Genomic DNA, 21,675 nt, shown 5'->3' on the forward strand with positions numbered 1-21,675 from the left:
CCCGCGATCTGGCGGTTGCGCCACGCCTCCAGCGCTTTTGGCGCGGTGGTGTAGTGGCCGTGAATATCGATGATCATCGTCGCTCCTGACAACTGATTGAATGACCTGGGTGCGATGCGCCGGCTGCGTTAGCGAGATTCGTGCGGCAGCAACAGGCGCGTCGCCCTAAAACGTGTGCTGCATGCCAACGCCGTAGGTGCTGCCCGATGGATTAGCCGTCAGCTTGTCGTACGAATAGACCACATACACATACGTACGCTTCGACAGGATGTAGTCGTACGCGATGGATCCGGTATTGCGCACGTTGCTGCCGTTCAGCGGCGCGCTATGTTTGGTGCGCGCCCACTCGGCGATGATCTTGTTCGACGGCGACAACGGAATGGAAACGCCCAGTTCATACGTATGCGAGCCGGTCTCGACACTGTGGTTGCTGGTCATCTGCGCGGCCCCATAGAGCTTGACCAGCGTGAAGTCGTACGCGGCGCCCGCGAGGTAAAGATCCTGCCCGGTCGAAGGCGCGACCGCCGCCGTTCGTACGCGCTGCGCGGAGAACACAGCCGTCAGCGGTCCCTTCGCGTAGGTCAGGTGCAGGCCGATGTTGTCGCGGCCCTGATGTCCGGTCGTGCTGCTGACGCCGTAGATCGCCGTCGCCTTGAGTCCGCCATAGCTGGGTGAAACATATTCGACGGCGTTGTCCCAGACGGTGTCGCCGATCACCGTATTGTTGTAGCTCGCGGTGTACGACTGCACGATCAACGGCGAGAACACCACCGACGAGCCAAACGGATTGACGAGTTGCTGATTGATGTAGGTCGGATTGGTCTGCTCGCCGAACTTGAACGTGCCGTATGCGCCGGTCAATCCGACATAGGCGTTGCGCGAGAACAGACCATCCGTCGTGTTGCGGCCCATCTGCCCCGTGTTCGGCCTGAAAAAACTTTCGAGCGCGAAGATCACCGCGTTGCCGCCGCCAATGTCCTCGCGGCCACGCAGGCCCCAGAACGACGTCGTCATCCCGCCGCCGGCTAGCTGCGCCGTGCTTGATCGAGCCGTACTCAGTCTCGAACTGTCGATATACATGCCGATCAATCCATACATCTCCACCGAAGAAGACGGACTCGTCACGGCACCCGCCGCCGCCTTCGAATCGTCGGCATGGGCGGGGCGTGCAGCAAGCCCGCCGGCCGCGAGCACTGTCACGCAGAGGCATGCGGCGTTGAGTTTCGGGAGCGTGCGGGTACGGCGGTTTTTTATTGTCATCATGTTTTGTCTCTAAACCTGTTTGTAGTTTTTTGCGCGAGCGGCTCCCCTGCGTGCGCGAAAAGCGCACACAGACAGCAAACACCCGGTTTTTTTGCCCGACGGCCGCTCAGTCCGTGCGTCGTCGCGACATGACCGCGTCCAGTTTCGAACGATCGAGCTCGTTCTCCCACGCGGATACCACCAGGGTCGCGACACCGTTACCGATGGTGTTGGCGATCGCGAGCCCCGTTCCCATGAAGCGGTGAATGCCGAGAATCAGCACCATGCCGGACACGGGAATAATCGGGAACACCAGCAGCGTGGAAGTCAGCATCACGAAGGCCGCCCCGGCCACGCCGCTCGCGCCTTTCGACGTCAGCATCGCGACGCCCACCAGCGTCAGTTGCTGCGTCAGGCTGAGTTCGATGTTGAAGGCCTGCGCGATGAACAGCACGGCCATCGTCAGATAGATGTTGGTGCCATCGAGATTGAACGAATAGCCGGCCGGAATCACGAGACCCACCACCGATTTCGAACAGCCGAGCCGTTCGAGCTTTTCGAGCATCTGCGGCAGCGCGGCCTCGGACGAACTCGTGCCGAGCACGATCAGGATTTCCTCGCGGATATAGCCCAGAAAGCGCAGGATGTTGAAGCCGAGCATGCGCGAAATCACGCCGAGCACCACCAGCACGAAGAAGACGAGCGTCACGTAGAACGCACCGATCAGCTTCAGCAAAGGCACCACGGCGCCGATGCCATAGGTGCCGATCGTGAACGCAATCGAGCCAAACGCGCCGATCGCCGCGACCTTCATGATGATGTGGACGATGCCGAAGAACGTCTGCGCAAATTGATCGAGCAGGCGAACCAGCGGCCGGCCGTGTTCTCCCATCGCTGCGAGCGCGGCGCCGAACAGCACCGAGATCAGCAGGATCTGCAGCACGTTGCCGGTCGAGAACGCGCTGGACACGGTGTCGGGAATGATGTGCATCAGAAACTCGACCGTGTTCTGATGATGCGCGGCGGTCGTGTAGGCGGCGAGCGCCTTGGTGTCGATCGTGGCGGGGTCCAGATTGAAGCCGGTGCCGGGATGAAACAGATGCCCCATCACGAGGCCGATCACGAGCGACAGCGTCGACACCACTTCGAAATACAGCAGCGCCTTGCCGCCGACACGCCCGACCTTCTTCATGTCGCCCATGCCGGCCATGCCGGTGACGACGGTGCAGAAGATGATCGGGCCGATCACCATCTTGACGAGCTTGATGAACGCGTCGCCGAGCGGTTTCATCTGCACGGCGAGCGCCGGCATGAAATGGCCGAGCATCACGCCGAGAAGAATCGCGACGAGCACGTGGAAATACAGCGAGCGATAGAAGGGCTTCTTCGCGCCGCGCGCGGGAGAGGTCATCACGGCACTGTCGTTCATGACGCCGCTCGCTGATCGGCCGGAATGGCCCGAATGGCCGCAAGGGCCGCGTGGAGATGCATGTCGGTCATCGTGGTTTCCTGATATGAGTGTTGGGCGAAAAACCGGTCAATTCCAGATTTCCGCCCGACTGCCGTTCTTGATGTAGCAGTTCAAAGAGTGGGTGAAACGTGAGTGAAACGGATAGCTCCCTCAGAATCTGTAAAGCCGTGCAGGATTCGTGACGAGCAGTTGTTCGCGCAACGCCGCGTCCGGACAGAAGCGGAACAGCAAATCAACCAGTTCGCCGTCGTTCGGCATGTCCTTGCTGATGTTCGGATGCGGCCAGTCGGTACCCCACAGCACGCGGTCGGGGGCGGCTTCGATCAGCGTGCGCGCGAAGGGTATCGCATCGTCGAACGGACGGCGTCCGGCGGACACACGCTCAGCCCCGCACACCTTGACCCATGCGAGCGGATTGCGCATCAGTTCAAGCAGTTGCCTGAACGGCTGCTGCCCTACTCCGGCTTCCGCACGCACACGGCCCATGTGGTCGATGACGAACGGCACCTTGATGCGCGCGATCCGTCCGGCGTATTGGAGGATGTCCTGCGCGTCGAGATGCAGCACGACGTGCCAGCCGAGCCGCTCGATACGTTCGAGCACGCTGTCGAACACGTCGAGATCGGGCGCGCCGCCCAGATGCGCGACGAAATTGAAGCGCACGCCGCGCACGCCGCGCGCGTCGAGATCGACCAGCTGCTCGTCGGTGACGTCGCCGTCGACGATCGCGACGCCGCGATAGCGCCCGTTGCCGCGTGCGATCGCATCCAGCATCGCAGTGTTGTCGGTGCCGTGGCAACTGGCCTGCACGATCACGCCGCGGCTCGCGCCGAGATGGTCGTGCAGCGCGACAAGGCGCTCGAACGGCGCGTCGGGCGGTGTGTAGCTGCGGTCCGGCGCGTACGGGAACACCTCGGCGGGCCCGAATACATGGCAGTGTGCGTCGCAGGCGCCGGCGGGTAGCCGCTGGGCAGGTCGAATGGGATGGGGATCGGGCGGCAGGCAGGATTTCATGAAACGTCGTCTCGATGTCATTTGCCGCAGGGCGCGGCTTTCCGTGGTCGTACGCATTGTGGCCGCACGGGTGGCTCGCTACAATCCCGATACCCAACTAGCTGATATGTGAATTTCACATGGCTCACGCACAATGGATCTGAAGCAACTCGAAGCCTTCGTTCACGTCGCCGAACTCGGCAGTTTTACGCGCGCCGCGATTACGCTCGACACCAACCAGCCTGCGTTGAGCCGGCTCGTGCGGCATCTGGAGGTCGAGTTGCGGCACACGCTGCTCGAGCGTAACGGCCGCGGCGTGACGCTCACGCCGGCCGGTCAGAGAATGCTCGCGCATGCGAAAGGCATCTTGCAGCAGGTTCAGCGTGCCTCGCAGGATCTGGACGAGTTGCGCGGCGCGTCTGGCGGTCATTTCGCCATTGGCATCACGCCGAGTTTTGCCAGGGTCGCCACGCATGATCTGGTGCAGGGTTTTCGCACTTCGTTTCCCGGCGCGACCATCTCGGTGGCGCAGGGTCTGTCGACCTACCTCGTCGAATGGCTGATGATGGGCCGTATCGACGTGGCGGTTCTGTACGACACGTTCGATACGCCCTTGATCGACAAGCGAACCATCTTCACTGAAGAGCTGTTCCTGATCGGCCCGGACAGTGGCGACAGGTTCACGGAGGCAGAACGCGAGCCCATCACGACGATCGCGCTGCGGGACATCGCGCGCTACCCGCTCGTCATCCCCGGCCGCATGCACGCGATCAGACGGATGGTCGAGGCGGCTGCCGCAGAGCAAGGCGTACGACTGCGGATCGAACTGGAGATCGACGCGGTGACCTCGATTCTCGATCTCGTCAACGAGGGCATCGGCTACGCGGTGCTTTCGTTGAACGCGACCGCCAGTGACGTACTCAAGCGCCGCTTCCAGCTGACCCGTATCACCGAGCCGACGCTCTTCAGCCGTCTTGCGATCGCGACCAGCAGCAAGCACACGTTGTCACAACTGGCAATCCAGGCGATCGCCATGCTCGAATCCAGAATATTGCCGCTCTACGGCAATGGGAGGGCTCCGGCTAAAACTGGATGAGAACCTTCGCCGATGAAAGACGAACCCGCCACGGACCCGGTTGTTGCGCTCACTCGTGCGAGACCTTCATTTCCCGCGGCGTCTGTGGCTCTCCCTATCAAAACCAGAATCCGATGAATTACTCAACCTTGTAAATAGGAATTGTTATCATTTAGAATCAATCCATCGAATCAACCACCCGATGCCACGAATGACAGACTTCACGCGCTCTTCCACGCTCAGCCTGCGCCGCTCGCCGAACGCCGTGCTGACCAGCCGTCCGAAGCCCGCCACGCCGGCGCGCGACGTCGATGGTGAGCCGGGTCGCAGCCGGAGCGAAGGCCCGGGGCAGAGCCCGATGGAGCCAGCGGGACGCAGCGTGTCGAGCGATGCGTTGTTGCAGGGGCGCAGCCACGTCAGCATCACGCATAACGGCGAAACGTATCAGCTTCGGGCCACGCGGCTCGGCAAGCTGATCCTGACAAAGTAGCCAGTCAACCGGATTCAGTACGTACCAGGTATTGTGGGGACCACCTCTCCGGGAGGTGTTGGGCAGTAGCCAGCCATCGACAGCTTGCACGCGAGATCTAGACCCCTTCGTGCAGACACCAAGCCAGCCGTCGCAGCCAGCCAGGCCGCTTTTTTGGTTCTCATCGCAGTGCGCATGCGCAATACGCGCGCATCGTAACTGATTGAAACGCAAAAGCCGGGTGGATGAAATCATCCACCCGGCTTTTCCTTTCTGCTGCCGCGTGTGCGTTGTGCTGTCTACGGCTATCGATCCGGCAAGGCGGATGCCGTACGAATGTCGATCAACCGGCCAGTCCGAGCACCGCGATGCCCGCACGCGCGACCGCCGCATCCTGCTCCGACTTCACGCCCGAGACACCAATCGAGCCAATCACTTCGCCGTCGACCACGATCGGCACGCCGCCCTCCACCATTGCAACGAGCGGTGCGCTCAGGAACGCCGTGCGGCCCTGCTTGATGATCTCTTCGTAGACTTTCGTTTCGCGCCGGCCGAGCACCGAGGTGCGGCCCTTGCCGATCGCCATGTCGATCGTGCTCGGTGCGGTGTTGTCGCCGCGATGCAGATAGAGCAAATGGCCGCCGTCGTCGAAAATCGCGACGGTCACGTTCCACTGATTGGCCGCCGCGTGTGCTTCGGCGGCGGCGGCCATTTTCCTGACGTCTTCGTCGGTTAATGCGGGTTTGGTTCTCACGATCGGACCTCTTTCTGGACTGTAAATGCCATCAGCGCGTCCAGCCCCAGAACATCAGCCACCACGCACTGTCGACGACCGCTAGCGCGGCCATGAACCATACCATCGCAAGGCCACGCTGGAAAAGCCGCGTGCTATAGCGGCGCGTGACGAGCCACGCGAGCCATGCGCTCCAGACGTTGGCGATGACGAGAATCCCGATCCGCACATCCGACGCCCACCACAGCGGCACATGTTCCGCGCGCAGCAGCGACAGCGTGGTGGCCGACAGGCCGAGGAACACACCCGTGCCGGCGATCGGAATCAGCCCCTGCGCGAAGTGATGCAGGCGCACCCAGCTGAAACGGCCGAGCACGCGCGTGCCGACCATCAGGAGCGCCAGCAGCGCGGTGCCGTACACGATGCCCGTGGCCACGATGTAGCCGATCACCATCGAGCCGTCGAGCCACGAGAACACGTCGTTCTGTTCCGGGTAGTGCGTGAAGAGGAACCACGGTGCGTTGGTTGCGAGCGGCCACGTGATGTCGTGATCGACGAGCCACGTCGCGAAGAACATCTTCAGATCGACGAACCACGGCGAGCCGGTCCAGTGGAACGCGCCGATTGCGATGCCGAGCAGGCCGTACAGGATCAGCGCCGTGTCCCACGCGCTCGCCTGTTTGTCGCCGAGATCGACCACTTCGGCCGAAGGCGAGCGCCACGTGAGCGAGATCGCGTCGCGGTGTCCGCTGCAACGACCGCACATGTGGCACGCCGCAGCGCCCTTCATGTTGCGCAATGGCAGAAGCGGCGCGCAGTTGATCGGCACCACGCGATGGCCGTGTTCGCCTTCCTTGTACGAACGACGCCACGCTTCTTCATCGACCTTGAAGTGAAACGGGGCGAGCCGCGCCAGAAGTGCGAAAACCCCGTTGACGGGGCACAGATATTTGCACCAGACGCGTTTTTCGCGGCCGTACAGCAAACCGATGATCATGGCCGCGAACGTCGAGCCGCCGAGCACCAGCAGCACGGCCTTCGGATACTGATAGACGCTGACCATCTGGCCGTAGATCGTCGTGATCCCGAAGGCGACGAACGGCCAGCCGCCCCATCGCATCCAGCGCGGGATGGCCCAGCCGCGTCCATATTTGCTGGCGAATTCGGCGAGCGCGCCTTCCGGGCACAACACGCCGCACCATACACGACCGAGCATCACCATCGACAGCAGCACGAACGGCCACCAGATGCCCCAGAACACGAACTGCGCGGCAAGCGTCAGGTTGTTCCACAGATGCGCCGTGTCATCGGGCAGCGGCATCACGGCCGGCACGAGAATCAGGAACGCATAGACCGCGACGACGACCCACTGGATGCCGCGGATGGCAGCGCCGTGGCGCTGCATCCACTGACCTGCCTGCGCAAGCCGGCCGGAACGGCCGGATACCAGGCTGCTCGGGCTGCTCATGCCGCGCGTCCCGCCGTGCGTTGCGCCGGGGCGCGACTCGCACGGCGCACCAGCAGCCAGACGACCGCCCAGTAAACCGCGTAGGCCACGAGGTTCATCAACGCCGGATGGGCGCGATAGCCGGTGAGCGTCGCGACGAGCGAGCCGAACGTGCTCGAATCGTCGAGTAACGCGGACGTGTTCCACGCCTGGTCGACGAGCGTCGGCAGGATTTCCTTGTCGATCAGCTTGTCGACGCCCGTCTGGAAGAGACCCGCGCCGAGAAACAGCAGCATGATTTCCGTGACGCGGAAAAAGAGCCGCCACGAGAAGATCTTGCCGCCGAGCTGAAGCAGATAAAACGTGAGGAACGCCAGCGCGAGGCCGATCGCGACCGCCAGATACTGGCTTGCATCGACGTGACCCGACTGGCCGAACCCGAGACCGTAAAGGAAAATGACCGTCTCGCTGCCTTCACGCGCAATCGCCAGCGCCACCAGCACGGCCACGCCCCACCAGTTCGCGTCCTGGGTGGTTTTTGCCAGCGACTTTTCCATGTCGCGCTTGAGCGTGCGGCCATGCTGCTTCATCCACAGCACCATCTGCACGATCAGCACGCAGGCAACCAGCACCATCGCCGTCTGGAAATAATCCTGCGCGTCGCCGGACAGCACTTCCGTGAAACCGACGAGCGCCGCGCCGAGCCCCACCGCCGCGAGCAGGCCTGCCGCCACACCCGCCCACAGATAGGGCAGTCCGCGCCGCGCGCTTTCATCACCGTTCTTCAGCCACGCGTACAGAATGCCGACGACCAGCAGCGCCTCGACACTTTCCCGCCATACGATGAACAACACCTGACCCATCGAAATTTCTCCCGCTCGTTTGCGCGTGCCACGGGCGGCCATGCTGCCCCGCCGCCCCGCATTTGAAGCATGTTTACTTCGCGACGATGACGCCCTGCGCTTCCTGGTGAAAATCGTCGAAGAACTTGTATTCGCCCGGCGACAGCGGCGCGATCACAACGAATGAATCGGCACCCGGCGCGAGCACCTTTTCCTTGCGCAACTGCACGCTTTCGAATTCCGCCGCGCCCTTGCCCACGTTGTGTACTTCGATCTTGATACGCTGACCCGCGGGCACTTCGATGCGTGCCGGAATCAGCTTGCCGTCGTTCATTTCGAGCTTGAACGTCGGCAGATCCGCCGCATGCGCCACGCCGACGAGCGACGTTGTCATGGCGAGGATCGCGATCTTCCTGTTGATTCTCATTGAGTCTTCCCTGCGCTGTCCTGCACCTTGCCGGGCACCGGAAGACATGGCTGCATGTCCTCCGGGCCTTTGACGCCTGCGTTAGCCTTCGTGACCGGCGCGGCTCATGGCCGTGTGGTCACGCCGGGCGATTCGCGGCCGCTCAGTAGCCGCCCTTCTTGCCGATACCGGCGAACGTGAAGTCGTACTCGATCGAGAACGGCTTGAACCACGGGCCCACGCCCGTTTCCTTGTCGACGTGGCGGCCAAACGACATATGGCCCATCTGCATCGGCGGTTCGACGATCAGCTTCAGGTGATACTTGCCCGGACCGAACATCTTGACGTTGTCGCCGTAGTGCGGGCCGTCGCTGGCGACCATGGGCATCATGTCGCCCTTCACCGACTGGTTCGAACCCACTTTCGACAGTTCGTACTTGACCTGCAGGTACGGCATCCAGTCGCCTTCGGCGAAACCGGTCGGGTTGTTCTTGACGGCGTGGATGTCCGCCTCGAGGTGAACGTCGGAATCCGAGGCTTTGCGCATCATGCCTTCCGGTTCCATCGTGATCGGCTGCAGATAGACCGCGCCAATTTCCATGCCGCCCTCGATGTGCTGCTTGCCAACCGGATACTCGGCAGCCGCCACCGACAAGGCGGCCATCGCCGTCACGACCGCGGCGGCGCCGCGCGCGAATGAAGAAATCCGCATTGAAACTCCTTTGTTTTTATGAACTGAGGTGAATAAAGACGCATGAAAAGACCCGCCGGCGAGGTTCCGCGTGCGGTCTTGCGTTCATTCCTGCCATGCTAATCAGGAACGTTAATGCGAACCATTCTCAATACTTGGGGAGTTTATCATCCTTCGATGTGAAGGACAAATTCAACGCGCCTTAAAACCCTATCCGGAGAGGGTTTTAAGGCGTCGCGATGAGACGCGTGGGGATGGGCCGGTGAGCGCCGCCGGGGTTGCCTGCGGGTTGCCTGCTCGTTGCCTGATAGTGGATGTTCATGCCGGGGCGCCCGGCTCGCGTGCCGTGCGGCGTGAAGCCGCACAGCCGCGGCGGACCCGGCAGGCGCCGGCGACGTGCTTCAGTCGGTGCCCGTCAGATGATCGCCGACGTTCGCGCCGAACACGCGTTGCCGCAACAGCGCGAGCTGGTCGCGCGCCTGGGCGGCCTGTTCGAATTCGAGATTCTTCGCGTGCTCCATCATCTGCTTCTCGATTCGTTTGATTTCCTTCGACAGCTGCTTCTCGGACATGTCCTCGAACTTCGCGCGCGTCTGCTGCTCCTTCAGTTCGGCGCGCGCTTCGTCGACGTTGTAGACCCCGTCGATGATGTCCTTGATCCGCTTCACGACGCCGCGCGGCACGATGCCCATCTTCTCGTTGAAGGCGATCTGTTTCGCGCGCCGCCGCTCCGTTTCGCCGATCGCGCGCTTCATCGAATCGGTGACGCGGTCCGCGTACAGGATCGCCTTGCCGTTCACGTTACGCGCGGCCCGGCCGATCGTCTGGATCAGCGAGCGCTCGGCGCGCAGGAAGCCTTCCTTGTCGGCATCGAGAATCGCCACGAGCGACACTTCCGGAATGTCCAGCCCTTCGCGCAGCAGGTTGATCCCGACCAGCACGTCGAACGTACCAAGCCGCAGATCGCGGATGATCTCGACGCGCTCCACCGTGTCGATGTCGCTGTGCAGATAGCGCACCTTCACGCCGTGGTCCGCCAGGAACTCGGTGAGCTGCTCGGCCATGCGCTTGGTCAGCACCGTGACGAGCACGCGGTCGCCCGCCTTCACGCGCTCGTTGATCTCGCCGAGCACGTCGTCGACCTGGCTCGTGGCCGGCCGCACCTCGATCGCCGGATCGACGAGACCCGTCGGGCGCACCAGCTGCTCGGCGACCTGCCCGGCCGTCCTGTTCTCGTAATCGGCCGGCGTCGCCGACACGAACACGACCTGGCGCATCTTGCGTTCGAACTCGTTGAACTTGAGCGGCCGGTTGTCCAGCGCCGAGGGCAGCCGGAAACCGTAGTCGACCAGATTCTCCTTGCGCGCGCGGTCGCCGTTGTACATGCCGTTCAGCTGGCCGATCAGCACATGCGACTCGTCGAGCAGCATCAGCGCGTCGGGCGGCAGGTAGTCGACGAGGGTCGGCGGCGGCTCGCCGGGCGCCGCGCCCGAAAAGTGCCGCGAGTAGTTCTCGATGCCCTTGCAGAAACCGAGTTCCTGCAGCATTTCCAGGTCGAAACGCGTGCGCTGTTCGAGCCGCTGCGCCTCGACGAGCTTGCCGTCCTTGTAGAAAAACTCGAGCCGGTCGCGCAGTTCGGTCTTGATCGTTTCGACGGCGCGCATCACGGTTTCGCGCGGCGTCACGTAATGCGACGACGGATAAACGGTGAAACGCGGGATTTTCTGTTTCACACGGCCCGTCAGCGGATCGAAGAGTTGCAGCGTGTCGACCTCGTCGTCGAAGAGTTCAACGCGCACGGCCATCTCGGCGTGCTCGGCCGGGAAGATATCGATCGTGTCGCCGCGCACGCGGAACGAGCCGCGCTGGAAATCCGCTTCGTTGCGGGTGTACTGCATCGCGATCAGGCGCGCGATGACGTCGCGCTGGCCGAGCTTGTCGCCCGTGCGCAGCGTCAGGATCATCTTGTGATATTCGGACGGATTGCCGATACCGTAGATCGCCGACACCGTCCCGACGATCACCACGTCGCGCCGCTCCATCAGGCTCTTGGTTGCCGACAGCCGCATCTGCTCGATGTGCTCGTTGATCGACGAATCCTTTTCGATGAACAGGTCGCGCTGCGGGACGTACGCTTCCGGCTGGTAATAGTCGTAGTACGAGACGAAATACTCGACCGCGTTGCGCGGAAAAAACTCGCGAAACTCCGAATAGAGCTGGGCCGCGAGCGTCTTGTTCGGCGCGAAGACAATGGCCGGACGGCCAAGACGCGCGATCATGTTCGCCATCGTGAACGTCTTGCCCGAGCCGGTGACGCCGAGCAGCGTCTGGAACGACAGGCCGTCGTTGACACCTTCGACGAGGGTTTCGATCGCGGTCGGCTGGTCGCCCGCGGGCGGGAACGGCTGGTAAAGCTGGAACGGGGAGCCCTCGAACGTGACGAATTTCGATTCGTCGAGGGTGTTATCGACTTCGCGCAGATGGTGTTCGGACATGGGAGCGGCATCCTCAGCCGGAAGCAAAGGACTATTTTAGCCTCTTGTCGATTCGCGGACCGGGTGTGGGTTTGGGGCGGCTGCGGGCGGAACTCTGGCGACGGCGCGTCCGGCAGCGGCTTCGATGCGGCTTCTGGTTCGCCGCTGCGATTGCCCCGGCTCCGGCGCGCTGGCTAGTGGCTTTGTTGCCGAAGCCGCGGTCACGTGGGTTCTGACTCCCACTTTCCGGCGCTGCATGGACACATAAGGTTCTCAACGGGAGCGGGCCGTGAAGAAAGGCCATTCCGGCGGCCTTCCCAGCGTGTTCCGGCGGTCACGGTGCGGCCCGAAAACGCACCACCGACGGCAAAAATGCGGCCAGAACCCGCATTGCGGACCGAAAAGCGGCCTGGGATTCGCTACAATGGCAAGTTGCGCGCCCGCCGCCTCTGCGCCTCTGTCCGCGATGTCTCTCCGACCGGCCAGGCTGGAAGCCCGCCCCTCCTTTCACTACTGCCGACCCATCATGTCTCTTTTTTCTGCTGTCGAACTTGCTCCCCGCGACCCGATTCTGGGCCTGAACGAAGCCTTCAACGCCGACCCCCGTACCACCAGGGTGAACCTGGGCGTGGGCGTCTACACGAACGAAGAAGGCAAGATTCCGCTGCTGCGCGCGGTGCGCGACGCAGAAAAAGCGCGTATCGAAGCGGCGTTGCCGCGCGGCTACCTGCCGATCGAAGGGATCGCGGCCTATGACGCAGCCGTGCAAAAGCTGCTGCTCGGCAACGACTCGCCGCTGATCGCCGCGGGCCGCGTCGTGACCGCGCAGGCACTGGGCGGCACGGGCGCACTGAAGATCGGCGCGGACTTCCTGAAGCGCGTGAACCCGAACGCGAAGGTCGCCATCAGTGACCCGAGCTGGGAAAACCATCGCGCGCTGTTCGAAGGCGCGGGTTTCGAAGTGGTCTCGTACCCGTACTACGACGCCGCCACGCACGGCGTGAACTTCGAAGGGATGCTGTCGGCGCTGAACAGCTACGCGGCCGGCACGGTTGTCGTGCTGCACGCGTGCTGCCACAACCCGACCGGCGTGGACCTGACGTCCGCACAGTGGCTGCAGATCGTCGAAGTGGTGAAGGCGCGCAACCTGGTGCCGTTCCTCGACATCGCCTATCAGGGTTTCGGCGACGACATCGAGTCCGATGCGGCCGCCGTACGCCTCTTCGCGCAGTCGGAAGTCAACGTATTCGTGTCGTCGTCGTTCTCGAAGTCGTTCTCGCTGTACGGCGAACGCGTCGGCGCGCTGTCGATCATCACGTCGAGCAAGGAAGAAGCCACCCGCGTGCTGTCGCAGCTGAAGCGCGTGATCCGCACGAACTACTCGAACCCGCCGACGCACGGTGGTTCCGTCGTCGCCGCCGTGCTCGGCTCGCCGGAATTGCGCGCAACGTGGGAAGCGGAACTCGGCGAAATGCGCGACCGTATCCGCGCGATGCGTAACGGCCTCGTGGAGCGTCTGCAGGCAGCGGGCGTCGCACGCGATTTCAGCTTCGTGAACGCGCAGCGCGGCATGTTCTCGTATTCAGGTCTGACGGCACCGCAAGTGGACCGTCTGCGCGAAGAATTCGGCATCTACGCCGTGAGCACCGGCCGCATCTGCGTCGCCGCGCTGAACACGCGCAATCTCGATGTCGTCGCGAACGCGGTTGCACATGTGCTGAAGTAAGAAAGTCAGCCGATGCTGACAGGCGGTATGGCAATGTGCATACCGCTTCCGATGCTTTGACACACGTTGCTGATGTTTAAAAAAACGGTGCTCCATCAATATGGGCACCGTTTTTTATTGCATAGCCACTACGTGTTTCACCACGCGAAGGCCATCCGTTGAAGATGCGTCGCGGACAAGTTCACCGCGTGTCGCGATGAATATCGTGCGTGATGAAGCCTGCATCGTTATCGGGCAATGCAAGCCAGCCGGGCTGCGCAAGCGACTGGCGAATATCGGCGAGGCCGCTTTCCCAGTGTTCACGCATCGTCGACAGACCGAACTGATAGTCCTTGTAGTGCCCTTCGTATTCCTTGTGCCGGTAGATCAGATGGACCACGTTGTAGCGCTTCGAGCACGACAGCTCTTCGGCAAGCTTGCACCAGGCGTCCTCCCGGTGCTCGGGCGCGACGCGATCCAGCACTTCGCGCAACACGTGGCGAAACCGCTGCGAACGCTGGAGCATGTCGGTCACGAGACGCGTGCGACTGGAGTACTGGATGTCCTTCATGCGACCCTGGACATCGGTAATGTTGTCGGGCACCGGCCCGCGCGCGCTCCATAAATCGACCTGAAACGCGAGCGTGTCCTGACGAGGCGTGGTCTGCACAACCTCGTGCAGCGGCGTATTCGACATCAACCCGCCGTCCCAGTAATACTCGCCATCGATCTCGACCGCCGCGAAACCCGGTGGCAACGCACCCGACGCAATGAAATGCTCGGGACGCAGCTTCGTATGCGTGTTGTCGAAGTACGCAAAATTACCGGTGCCGACGTTCACCGCGCCTACCGACACGCGCATCTCGCGCGCGTTGATCCGGTCGAAATCGCAAAGCCGTTCAAGCGTCGCCTTCAGCGGCGTGGTGTCGTAGTAGCTCGCCTGCTGCGGCGCGCCCGAGATAGTGGGCATGGGCGGCGGAAAACGCGGAACGAAAAAGCCTTTTTGCCCTTCCACCAGCGCACCGACTGCCTGCATGGCCGTGAACGCCTTGCGCACCGCATCCGTGGAGTTGAAGAACGCGTGCTCGACGAATGCAGGTAGCGGCGGCCCGAACGCCGGCCGGCAGATCGTCTCCCAGAACTCCAGAAGACGCGCCACGCGATTCTCCGGCGCGTTGCCGGCGATGATCGCGGTGTTCAGTGCGCCGATCGAAATGCCAGCCACCCAGTCAGGATGAATGCCGGCTTCGTCGAGCCCCTGATACACGCCGGCCTGATAGGCCCCCAGTGCCCCGCCGCCCTGCAGCATCAGGGCGATCGTTTCGTACCGCGGCAGCGAGATGCGCCGGTCGACACGGGCGTCGGCGGCGGAACCTGCCCGCCCGCCGCCCACATCTTCCGCGGCGCCCGCGCGAGCCTGCTTCACGTTGCGTTGCGCCATGCGAGCTCCTTATTGCATGTACCAGCCGTGGCTGACGATGAACGACTGGCCTGTCAGCGCAGCCGTCGGGAACGACGACAGGAACAACACCGTCTGCGCGACATCTTCAACCGTGGTGAACACGCCGTCGACCGTGCCGCCGAGCATCACGCGCTTGATCACGTCTTCTTCGCTGATGCCGAGTTCCTTTGCCTGCTCCGGAATCTGCTTGTCGACGAGCGGCGTGCGCACGAAGCCCGGACACACGACGTGCGAACGGACGTTGTGCTTCGCGCCTTCTTTGGCAAGCACGCGCGAGAGGCCGAGCAGCGCATGCTTTGCCGCGACATACGCCGACTTCAGCGGCGAGGCTTCGTGCGAATGCACCGAGCCCATGTAGATCACGATGCCGCCGCGGTCGTCCTTGTACATGTGCTTGAGCGCGGCCTTCGTGGTCAGGAACGCACCGTCGACGTGAATGGCCTGCATCTTCTTCCAGTCGGAGAACGCATAGTTCTCGATCGGATTGACGATCTGGATGCCGGCGTTCGAGACAAGAATGTCGACCGAGCCCAGCTCAGCCGCGACCCTGTCGATACCCTGGTTGACTGCGTCTTCGTTCGTGACGTCCATGGCCACGCCGATCGCCTTGCCGCCCGCCTCGTTGATTTCCCCGGCAACGGCGTCCGCGCCGGCCTGGTTCAGGTCCGCAATGGCGATTGCCGCGCCCGCTGCCGACAACGTCAGGGCAATCTGCTTTCCGATGCCGCTCGCCGCGCCCGTGATGACCGCGACTTTCCCATTCAGACTCGTATTTGATGACGACATCCAGAACCTCCGTGCAGTAGATGAGCAATGACACCATGACGCGCAGTGGGCGGAAAGCTGACCGAAAGGCATATGCCGTTCGGCCGGATGCTGCACTGCGGCCAACTCCGCTATTGTGCATGAAGCACCGGGTTTCACGCACGAATGCAGATCGGTTTAAGCTGTGCAATTCTGGCGCCGCCCGGTTTCAGCGCGGGCCCGGCCGCTGATGAACCACTCACGAAGGAGGAATGCATGAACTATCGACGACTCGGACGTTCCGGGCTGCAGGTCAGCGAACTGTCTATCGGCTCATGGGTGACGTATGGCAATCAGGTCGATCGCCGGGCCGCGCGGGAATCGCTGGCGGCCGCGCGGGATGCCGGGGTCAATTTTTTCGACAACGCCGAGGTGTATGCGGCCGGCCAGTCGGAAGAAATCATGGGGCAGGCGCTGAAAGAACTGGCGTGGCCGCGCGTTAGCTACGTGGTGTCGACGAAGTTCTTCTGGGGCCTGCAGGAAGCGCCAAATCAGTACCACACGCTCAATCGCAAATACCTGCTGAACGCCATCGATGCATCGTTACAGCGATTGCAGCTCGACTATGTCGATCTGGTGTTCTGTCACCGTCCGGATCCGAACACGCCGGTCGAGGAAACCGTCTGGGCGATGAGCGACATGATCACGCGCGGCAAGGCACTGTACTGGGGCACGTCCGAATGGAGCGCCGACGAGATTCGCGCGGCCTGGGAAGTTGCGGAGCGGCATCATCTTCACAAACCTGTCATGGAACAGCCGCAATACAACCTGTTTCATCGCAAGCGTGTCGAGCAGGAATACGCACGCCTGTACGAAGACATCGGTCTTGGCCTCACGACGTGGAGTCCGCTCGCTTCGGGTCTTCTGACGGGCAAGTATCGCGACGGCGTGCCGTCGGACAGCCGGGCGCAATTACAGGGTTACGACTGGCTGCGCAAGCAGGTTACGGATGCGGGCAAGAACGGCATCGTCGGCAAGCTTGGCGGCGTCGCGGACGAACTCGGCTGTACGGTCGGCCAGCTTGCCATCGCGTGGATTCTCACCAACCCGAATGTGAGCACGGTGATTACCGGCGCATCGCGTGTCGAGCAGATTGCCGAGAACATGAAGGCGCTGGACGTTGTCGAAAAGATCACGCCCGAGGTGAAGCGGAAGATCGAAGAGATTGTCGGCGACGCCGCTGAGTGAATGCGTGGTTGACGCGCGCCCCCGGGTCGAGGCGTCGCGTGTGTGGATGATGGTATGTGGCCGCAAGGCCGGAGGCAGTGCGGCGTCGCGTACAATACGCGGCCCGCGCCTGCATCATCAGTGGCAGTTGGTGGCTATCTGGTGGCATTTGCAGCGCCGGCGCCGCGTCAGGGCCGCTCATCCGGTCCGGCACACTCCGCGTTCGCTATTCGCGGCATTCGCGCAGGCTGCGCCCGAGGCCATCGTCGGCTCGCGCATTCTTTCCAGCACCCTTTCCAGTCCGGCTTCGTCATGCTCAGTTACCGTCACGCCTTTCACGCAGGCAATCACGCCGATGTCCTGAAACACGCCGTCGTCATCCAGTTGCTGCGCTATCTTGCCCAGAAGGACAAATCCTACTGGTACATCGACACGCATGCCGGCGCGGGCGTCTATTCGTTAAAGGAAGGCTACGCGACCAAAACGGGCGAGTTCGAGAGCGGCATTGGCAAGCTGTGGGCGCGCAACGACCTGCCCCCGATGCTGGCGGACTATGTCGATGAAGTCTCGGCGTTGAACGCCGACGGCGAATTACGCTACTACCCCGGTTCGCCCTATCTCGCATGGCGGCTGATGCGCGAGCAGGACCGCATGCGCCTCTTCGAACTGCACACCACCGAGATCGACGTGCTGCGTCATAACTTTCGCGACGCCGGCCGGCGCGCGATGCTGTATGCGGGCGATGGTTTCGATGGCATCAAGGCGTTGCTGCCACCGCCACCGCGCCGCGCGCTCGTGCTGATCGATCCGTCCTATGAGGACAAACGCGACTACACGCGCACGCTCAGATGCGTCGAGGAAAGCCTGACGCGCTTCGCGACCGGCACGTACGCCGTCTGGTATCCCCAGGTCACACGTCTGGAGTCGCAGCGTTTTCCCGACCAGTTGAAGCGCCTGCAGGATAAAAACTGGCTGCACGTCTCGCTGACGGTCAGCAATCCGCCCACGGATGGTTTTGGACTCTTCGGCAGTGGGATGTTCATCCTGAATCCGCCCTACACGCTGCCGGCGATGTTGAAGCAGGCGCTACCGTGGCTCGTCGATGCGCTCGGGCAAGACAAGGCGGCGCAGTTCAAGATCGAATATCGCGGCGATTGAGCCGCTCACCGGATATAAAGCGCGCATGAGGTGAAGGCTCGGGGCTCCGGGCACATCGCCCCCTGCCCTCGTGCGCCTGATCATTTGACGGGCGTCGCAGCCTTGCGCGCGAAGTCGTTGGTGTACGTCGCGTTCATATCGATCTTTGACGGGTCGAGCTGCGTGACGACCGCGAGTAGCGCGATACGCACGAAGGCGGCATGACGCGTCCAGCGGTGAGGCATTCGTTGTCTCCTGATCTGATTTTTGATTTGGGTGAACGACGACACAAAAATTACAAAGGCCGCAGCAACGATTGTCGTTGTGCGGCCTTGCCTGCGCCATGCGCCGAAACCCCAACGACGCAGACCTGCATCCGTCTGGAATCGAAGCGAAACGAAGCGAAGCGTGAAGTCCTATTGCGCCGGCACAGGATGCGATTGCGGCATCGGGCGAGGCTGCGGACGGCGTTGTGGATGCGGTTGGGGATACGGATGTGGCGAACCACCGCCGGCCTGCACGTCGACATAAGGCGCGACGATGATCGGCATCGATGAATTCGTCGATAGTTCAGTGGGCGCCGCGATCGGCTGCGCCTGCACGATCGGTGCGCGCGATAGCGGCGCGGTTTGCAGGACGGTCCCGCTCTGGCCATCGCTGATGCCGCGTTGAGTATCCAGAACGAGAGGCTGACCGCCCGAAGCGGCGAAGGCCGCCGACGTCGCCAGCGACGCGGCAACACCCAGGAACACGAAACGAATCGATTGGCGCAGGAGCATGGTCGGTTGACTGGTTTTAGTTGGTATCGGAACGCCGCCGGACCTGTCGGCACGCGGCAGAAAACGCTTTACCTTACCGTGAGCGCATCGTTCCGGCTAGTCGATCGTGACGACAGCACACGCCTGCCCTGCTCCAGATGCGACAAAGCCCCGACGATACGGGGCTCGGAGCTTTTTTTCGTACTACACCAGCCGCCCAGGGCGACTGCAACATGCCAGACGCTTACAGCGAGTAGCCGTTGGTTTCGAGCGAACGAATACGTTGCTCAAGCTGAACGATATCCGACGACGAGGCCAGGAAGGCTTCACGACGATCGCGTTCCGCAGTTTCGAACCAGTTGCTTAGCGTTTCGACGATGTATGCAAACATGATGTTTCTCCAAGGATCAGATTGAGTCCCTGGTGGAAATTGGCATCAGGGATTTCCCTTAAAAGGGTTAACCCGCATTATAGCCTTCTGGTGCAACCTTGCTAGTGAATTGATCGAATACTGTGCATTCCGTTTTGGAATGGTGCATGATTTTTCCAACAGTAAGTGACTGATTTAAAGAGAAATTGAGCAGATTTCCATCACGCAGCCAGATATCGCCACCCATTCATGCACCGAAAACGTGCAAATTTCCGGGCGCGATAACCGCAGCCGATCAAACGGTTGCCACACCCTCATGACCCGACGTGACAATGCGCCGTCGAGGTTGGCTCGGGGTCGGCCAGACGCTCGATGATCGGGCAATCCGGGCGGTCGTCTCCGTGGCAATGAGCGGCCAGATGCGCGAGCGTATTGCGCATGTCGGTCAGTTCTTCGATGCGCCGGTCCAGATCCGCGACGTGTTCGAGCGCGATGGACTTCACCTCGGCGCTCGCGCGAGAGCGGTCGTGCCACAGCGCCAGCAACCGGCGGATGTCCTCCACCAGAAATCCCAGCCGCCGCGCCTGGCGGATAAACCGCAACGAATGCACTTCCTCGGCGCCGTACACGCGGTAACCGGCGGTCGTACGCGCTTTTGCACTCAGCAAACCTACGCTCTCGTAGTAGCGAATCATCTTCGCCGTGACGCCCGACGCCTTCGACGCTTCACCGATATTCATATTCACCTCCAAAACCTGATCCGATGCTACACCTTCCCACCGTGGGAAGCTCTACCATCGAATACATGTCCACGCGGCAGGCATAATTCAGGTCGTTCAATCGCCGCATCGTCAAAAGGAAACAGATCCATGTTGGAATTCAAGGTAGAAGGCATGAGCTGCCAGCATTGCGTCGCAGCCGTCACCCAGGCGATCCGGGAGCAGGACGCGTCGGCGCAGGTCAAGGTCGATCTGGCGGCCGGACAGGTATTGGTCGAATCGAAGCAGTCGGCCGATGTGCTGCGGGCCGCGATCGATGACGCCGGTTATACGGTCGTCGGCGCGCCGGCCAGTGGTACCTGAGGGAGGACGCATGTTCAAGGTTGCCGTGATTGGCGCATCGGGGTTGCTCGGTCGGGCGATTGCGGGCGAACTCGGTCGGCAGACCGACTGGCAGGTCGTTCCGACGGCCTTCCGGCGTGCAGACTCGCACATGACCATGCTCGACATCCGCGATGCACAGGCCGTCGACGCGTTCATCGCGCGCGAAAAGCCCGATGCACTGGTCATCTCGGCCGCGGAGCGGCGGCCGGATATCTGCGAAAACGATCCTGTGCTTGCCCGCGCGCTGAATGTCGACGCGGTGCGCTCGCTCGCCTCGGCTGCTAACCGGCATGGCGCCTGGGTGCTTTCGATCTCAACCGATTACGTGTTCGACGGCAGTCGCCCGCCCTACCGGCACGACGATCCACCCGCGCCGCTCAACGCCTACGGGCACAGCAAACTGAACGGTGAACGGGTGCTGCTCGAGACGGCGGAGCGCGGTTGCGTGCTACGCCTGCCGCTACTGTATGGGCCGATCGTCGACTGGCAGGAATCCGCGGTGACGAGCCTTGTGCCTGCCATTGCCGCGTCAGTGCGAGGCGCGGCTGGTGCAACGCCCGCGATCATGGATGCCTGGGCAATCCGCTATCCGACGTTCACGCCCGATGTCGCGCTCGTCATCCGGCAGATGCTGGAATGCCACGCGCGTGGCGAACCGGTGAACGGCATCGTCCAGTGGTCCGGCGATGAGCCGATGACGAAGTACGACATCGCGCGCCATCTGGCTGGTTCGTTGCGGCTCGACGCGCAACTCGCGCCGCAACATGCGCCGACCGACGCGACACCACGCCCGTACAACTGCCACCTGGACAGTGGCCGGCTCGAAGCGCTGGGCATCGGTCGCCGGACGCCGTTTGACGAAGCCATCCGTCAGGTGCTGGCGATGTTTCCCTGGGTGAGCAGATGCGGTGGGTGAGGCTTCGCGCGCCGTCCGGCTGGACCTGCCGCAGGGGGGGCCTGAGGCGGGCGGCGCTATATGGATATGGATGGCCGGGGGACCGTAATAGGTAATGGCCGTAAACGCAGAAACCCCACCTTTAGGGGGTGGGGTTTCTGTTGCTGCTGGGGAGCCTGACGATTACCTACTTTCACACGGGCAATCCGCACTATCATCGGCGTGGAGTCGTTTCACGGTCCTGTTCGGGATGGGAAGGGGTGGTACCGACACGCTATGGTCATCAGGCATGACTGGTTGCCGTGCTGCTCGTGGAGCAGCACGGCCAATCGGGAAGAAGTAGTTTCTGGTGATGCTCACCAGAGGGAGATTCGGGGGGGTTGTGTTGTTTCTGGCACAACACTGATCTCAACCTGAGTGTCTGCACCCCA

Annotated in this window: 22 protein-coding genes and 1 rRNA gene; 7 read left to right on the forward strand and 16 right to left on the reverse strand. The window is 62.3% G+C overall.

The annotated features are described in order from the left end of the window. Positions 1–165: 165 nt before the first annotated feature. From BLV45_RS26620 to BLV45_RS26630, 3 genes are all read right to left on the reverse strand, one after another. Positions 166–1,260 (reverse strand): porin, encoded by a 1,095-nt coding sequence (locus BLV45_RS26620; RefSeq protein ID WP_090538345.1) that lies wholly within the window; start codon positions 1,258–1,260, stop codon positions 166–168. A 109-nt stretch (positions 1,261–1,369) separates the two neighbouring features. Then, a complete protein-coding gene (locus BLV45_RS26625) occupies positions 1,370–2,671 on the reverse strand; it encodes a dicarboxylate/amino acid:cation symporter (RefSeq protein ID WP_090538311.1) in 1,302 nt (433 codons plus the stop codon). 192 nt (positions 2,672–2,863) lie between these two features. Next, positions 2,864–3,727 carry an amidohydrolase family protein gene (locus BLV45_RS26630; RefSeq protein ID WP_090538312.1) on the reverse strand — a complete coding sequence of 288 codons (864 nt, stop codon included), beginning with the start codon at positions 3,725–3,727 and terminating at the stop codon, positions 2,864–2,866. 133 nt (positions 3,728–3,860) lie between these two features. Here BLV45_RS26630 and BLV45_RS26635 point away from each other — a divergent pair, with 133 nt between their 5' ends. Together BLV45_RS26635 and hemP are read left to right on the forward strand one after the other, a co-directional pair. Next, positions 3,861–4,802 (forward strand): LysR family transcriptional regulator, encoded by a 942-nt coding sequence (locus BLV45_RS26635; protein WP_090538314.1) that lies wholly within the window; start codon positions 3,861–3,863, stop codon positions 4,800–4,802. A 190-nt stretch (positions 4,803–4,992) separates the two neighbouring features. Further along, positions 4,993–5,271 carry a hemin uptake protein HemP gene (gene hemP / locus BLV45_RS26640; protein ID WP_090538315.1) on the forward strand — a complete coding sequence of 93 codons (279 nt, stop codon included), beginning with the start codon at positions 4,993–4,995 and terminating at the stop codon, positions 5,269–5,271. A 322-nt stretch (positions 5,272–5,593) separates the two neighbouring features. Here hemP and BLV45_RS26645 read toward each other — a convergent pair whose 3' ends face one another. The 6 genes from BLV45_RS26645 to uvrB form a co-directional block, all read right to left on the reverse strand. Then, on the reverse strand, positions 5,594–6,004 hold the full coding sequence (locus BLV45_RS26645; protein WP_090538317.1) for a GlcG/HbpS family heme-binding protein: 411 nt from the start codon (positions 6,002–6,004) through the stop codon (positions 5,594–5,596). Between the two features lie 31 nt (positions 6,005–6,035). Further along, positions 6,036–7,451, reverse strand: a complete 1,416-nt coding sequence (locus BLV45_RS26650; protein WP_245753591.1) for a 4Fe-4S binding protein — start codon at positions 7,449–7,451, stop codon at positions 6,036–6,038. Beyond that, entirely contained in the window at positions 7,448–8,293 is an 846-nt protein-coding gene (locus tag BLV45_RS26655) for an FTR1 family iron permease (protein WP_090538322.1), read from the reverse strand. The genes BLV45_RS26650 and BLV45_RS26655 overlap by 4 nt, the downstream gene beginning before the upstream one ends. Positions 8,294–8,366: 73 nt before the next feature. After that, positions 8,367–8,699: a cupredoxin domain-containing protein gene (locus BLV45_RS26660; protein WP_090538324.1), complete on the reverse strand. Its 333-nt coding sequence runs from the start codon at positions 8,697–8,699 to the stop codon at positions 8,367–8,369. 142 nt (positions 8,700–8,841) lie between these two features. Continuing rightward, positions 8,842–9,390, reverse strand: a complete 549-nt coding sequence (locus tag BLV45_RS26665) for an iron transporter (RefSeq protein WP_090538325.1) — start codon at positions 9,388–9,390, stop codon at positions 8,842–8,844. A gap of 380 nt (positions 9,391–9,770) precedes the next feature. Then, positions 9,771–11,864, reverse strand: a complete 2,094-nt coding sequence (gene uvrB, locus BLV45_RS26670; protein ID WP_090538327.1) for an excinuclease ABC subunit UvrB — start codon at positions 11,862–11,864, stop codon at positions 9,771–9,773. Between the two features lie 505 nt (positions 11,865–12,369). Here uvrB and BLV45_RS26675 point away from each other — a divergent pair. After that, complete coding sequence (locus BLV45_RS26675) at positions 12,370–13,569, forward strand: amino acid aminotransferase (protein WP_090538329.1); 1,200 nt, start codon at positions 12,370–12,372, stop codon at positions 13,567–13,569. A 181-nt stretch (positions 13,570–13,750) separates the two neighbouring features. Here the strand turns inward: BLV45_RS26675 and BLV45_RS26680 are convergent, their stop codons facing one another. Both BLV45_RS26680 and BLV45_RS26685 read right to left on the reverse strand, forming a co-directional pair. Then, positions 13,751–14,989 carry a DUF3734 domain-containing protein gene (locus BLV45_RS26680; protein ID WP_090538330.1) on the reverse strand — a complete coding sequence of 413 codons (1,239 nt, stop codon included), beginning with the start codon at positions 14,987–14,989 and terminating at the stop codon, positions 13,751–13,753. Positions 14,990–14,998: 9 nt separating this feature from the next. Then, entirely contained in the window at positions 14,999–15,796 is a 798-nt protein-coding gene (locus BLV45_RS26685) for a 3-hydroxybutyrate dehydrogenase (protein WP_090538332.1), read from the reverse strand. 234 nt (positions 15,797–16,030) lie between these two features. Here BLV45_RS26685 and BLV45_RS26690 point away from each other — a divergent pair, with 234 nt between their 5' ends. Together BLV45_RS26690 and BLV45_RS26695 are read left to right on the forward strand one after the other, a co-directional pair. Continuing rightward, complete coding sequence (locus BLV45_RS26690; RefSeq protein ID WP_090538347.1) at positions 16,031–17,002, forward strand: potassium channel beta subunit family protein; 972 nt, start codon at positions 16,031–16,033, stop codon at positions 17,000–17,002. A 291-nt stretch (positions 17,003–17,293) separates the two neighbouring features. Next, the gene (locus BLV45_RS26695) at positions 17,294–18,139 is read left to right on the forward strand and encodes a 23S rRNA (adenine(2030)-N(6))-methyltransferase RlmJ (RefSeq protein WP_090538334.1); all 846 of its coding nucleotides are present in this window, start codon (positions 17,294–17,296) and stop codon (positions 18,137–18,139) included. Between the two features lie 80 nt (positions 18,140–18,219). Here the strand turns inward: BLV45_RS26695 and BLV45_RS27720 are convergent, their stop codons facing one another. The 4 genes from BLV45_RS27720 to cueR all read right to left on the reverse strand — a co-directional run bounded on the left by BLV45_RS27720 (position 18,220) and on the right by cueR (position 19,986). Continuing rightward, positions 18,220–18,363, reverse strand: coding sequence for a hypothetical protein (locus tag BLV45_RS27720; RefSeq protein ID WP_176954260.1), 144 nt, complete (start codon positions 18,361–18,363; stop codon positions 18,220–18,222). Positions 18,364–18,534: 171 nt separating this feature from the next. Continuing rightward, positions 18,535–18,897, reverse strand: a complete 363-nt coding sequence (locus tag BLV45_RS26700; RefSeq protein WP_090538336.1) for a hypothetical protein — start codon at positions 18,895–18,897, stop codon at positions 18,535–18,537. Between the two features lie 223 nt (positions 18,898–19,120). After that, positions 19,121–19,267 carry a DUF3563 family protein gene (locus BLV45_RS26705; RefSeq protein WP_090538338.1) on the reverse strand — a complete coding sequence of 49 codons (147 nt, stop codon included), beginning with the start codon at positions 19,265–19,267 and terminating at the stop codon, positions 19,121–19,123. A gap of 293 nt (positions 19,268–19,560) precedes the next feature. Continuing rightward, the gene (cueR, locus tag BLV45_RS26710; RefSeq protein ID WP_090538340.1) at positions 19,561–19,986 is read right to left on the reverse strand and encodes a Cu(I)-responsive transcriptional regulator; all 426 of its coding nucleotides are present in this window, start codon (positions 19,984–19,986) and stop codon (positions 19,561–19,563) included. 129 nt (positions 19,987–20,115) lie between these two features. Here cueR and BLV45_RS26715 point away from each other — a divergent pair, with 129 nt between their 5' ends. After that, positions 20,116–20,328, forward strand: a complete 213-nt coding sequence (locus tag BLV45_RS26715; protein WP_090538342.1) for a heavy-metal-associated domain-containing protein — start codon at positions 20,116–20,118, stop codon at positions 20,326–20,328. A gap of 10 nt (positions 20,329–20,338) precedes the next feature. Next, on the forward strand, positions 20,339–21,265 hold the full coding sequence (locus tag BLV45_RS26720) for a dTDP-4-dehydrorhamnose reductase family protein (protein WP_090538344.1): 927 nt from the start codon (positions 20,339–20,341) through the stop codon (positions 21,263–21,265). A 153-nt stretch (positions 21,266–21,418) separates the two neighbouring features. Here BLV45_RS26720 and rrf read toward each other — a convergent pair. Then, a 5S ribosomal RNA gene (gene rrf / locus BLV45_RS26725) occupies positions 21,419–21,532 on the reverse strand. Positions 21,533–21,675 lie beyond the last annotated feature (143 nt).

The organism is Paraburkholderia sartisoli, from assembly GCF_900107685.1.
Classification (GTDB): domain Bacteria; phylum Pseudomonadota; class Gammaproteobacteria; order Burkholderiales; family Burkholderiaceae; genus Paraburkholderia; species Paraburkholderia sartisoli.

Excerpts from the sequence above, each read along its gene's own strand:
- BLV45_RS26620 (WP_090538345.1), bottom strand. The coding sequence starts at position 1,260 with ATGACAATAAAAAACCGCCGTACCCGCACGCTCCCGAAACTCAACGCC.
- BLV45_RS26625 (WP_090538311.1), bottom strand. The coding sequence starts at position 2,671 with ATGAACGACAGTGCCGTGATGACCTCTCCCGCGCGCGGCGCGAAGAAG.
- BLV45_RS26630 (WP_090538312.1), bottom strand. The coding sequence starts at position 3,727 with ATGAAATCCTGCCTGCCGCCCGATCCCCATCCCATTCGACCTGCCCAG.
- BLV45_RS26635 (WP_090538314.1), top strand. The coding sequence starts at position 3,861 with ATGGATCTGAAGCAACTCGAAGCCTTCGTTCACGTCGCCGAACTCGGC.
- hemP (WP_090538315.1), top strand. The coding sequence starts at position 4,993 with ATGACAGACTTCACGCGCTCTTCCACGCTCAGCCTGCGCCGCTCGCCG.
- BLV45_RS26650 (WP_245753591.1), bottom strand. The coding sequence starts at position 7,451 with ATGAGCAGCCCGAGCAGCCTGGTATCCGGCCGTTCCGGCCGGCTTGCG.
- BLV45_RS26655 (WP_090538322.1), bottom strand. The coding sequence starts at position 8,293 with ATGGGTCAGGTGTTGTTCATCGTATGGCGGGAAAGTGTCGAGGCGCTG.
- BLV45_RS26660 (WP_090538324.1), bottom strand. The coding sequence starts at position 8,699 with ATGAGAATCAACAGGAAGATCGCGATCCTCGCCATGACAACGTCGCTC.
- BLV45_RS26665 (WP_090538325.1), bottom strand. The coding sequence starts at position 9,390 with ATGCGGATTTCTTCATTCGCGCGCGGCGCCGCCGCGGTCGTGACGGCG.
- uvrB (WP_090538327.1), bottom strand. The coding sequence starts at position 11,864 with ATGTCCGAACACCATCTGCGCGAAGTCGATAACACCCTCGACGAATCG.
- BLV45_RS26675 (WP_090538329.1), top strand. The coding sequence starts at position 12,370 with ATGTCTCTTTTTTCTGCTGTCGAACTTGCTCCCCGCGACCCGATTCTG.
- BLV45_RS26680 (WP_090538330.1), bottom strand. The coding sequence starts at position 14,989 with ATGGCGCAACGCAACGTGAAGCAGGCTCGCGCGGGCGCCGCGGAAGAT.
- BLV45_RS26685 (WP_090538332.1), bottom strand. The coding sequence starts at position 15,796 with ATGTCGTCATCAAATACGAGTCTGAATGGGAAAGTCGCGGTCATCACG.
- BLV45_RS26690 (WP_090538347.1), top strand. The coding sequence starts at position 16,031 with ATGAACTATCGACGACTCGGACGTTCCGGGCTGCAGGTCAGCGAACTG.
- BLV45_RS26695 (WP_090538334.1), top strand. The coding sequence starts at position 17,294 with ATGCTCAGTTACCGTCACGCCTTTCACGCAGGCAATCACGCCGATGTC.
- BLV45_RS27720 (WP_176954260.1), bottom strand. The coding sequence starts at position 18,363 with ATGCCTCACCGCTGGACGCGTCATGCCGCCTTCGTGCGTATCGCGCTA.
- BLV45_RS26700 (WP_090538336.1), bottom strand. The coding sequence starts at position 18,897 with ATGCTCCTGCGCCAATCGATTCGTTTCGTGTTCCTGGGTGTTGCCGCG.
- BLV45_RS26705 (WP_090538338.1), bottom strand. The coding sequence starts at position 19,267 with ATGTTTGCATACATCGTCGAAACGCTAAGCAACTGGTTCGAAACTGCG.
- cueR (WP_090538340.1), bottom strand. The coding sequence starts at position 19,986 with ATGAATATCGGTGAAGCGTCGAAGGCGTCGGGCGTCACGGCGAAGATG.
- BLV45_RS26715 (WP_090538342.1), top strand. The coding sequence starts at position 20,116 with ATGTTGGAATTCAAGGTAGAAGGCATGAGCTGCCAGCATTGCGTCGCA.
- BLV45_RS26720 (WP_090538344.1), top strand. The coding sequence starts at position 20,339 with ATGTTCAAGGTTGCCGTGATTGGCGCATCGGGGTTGCTCGGTCGGGCG.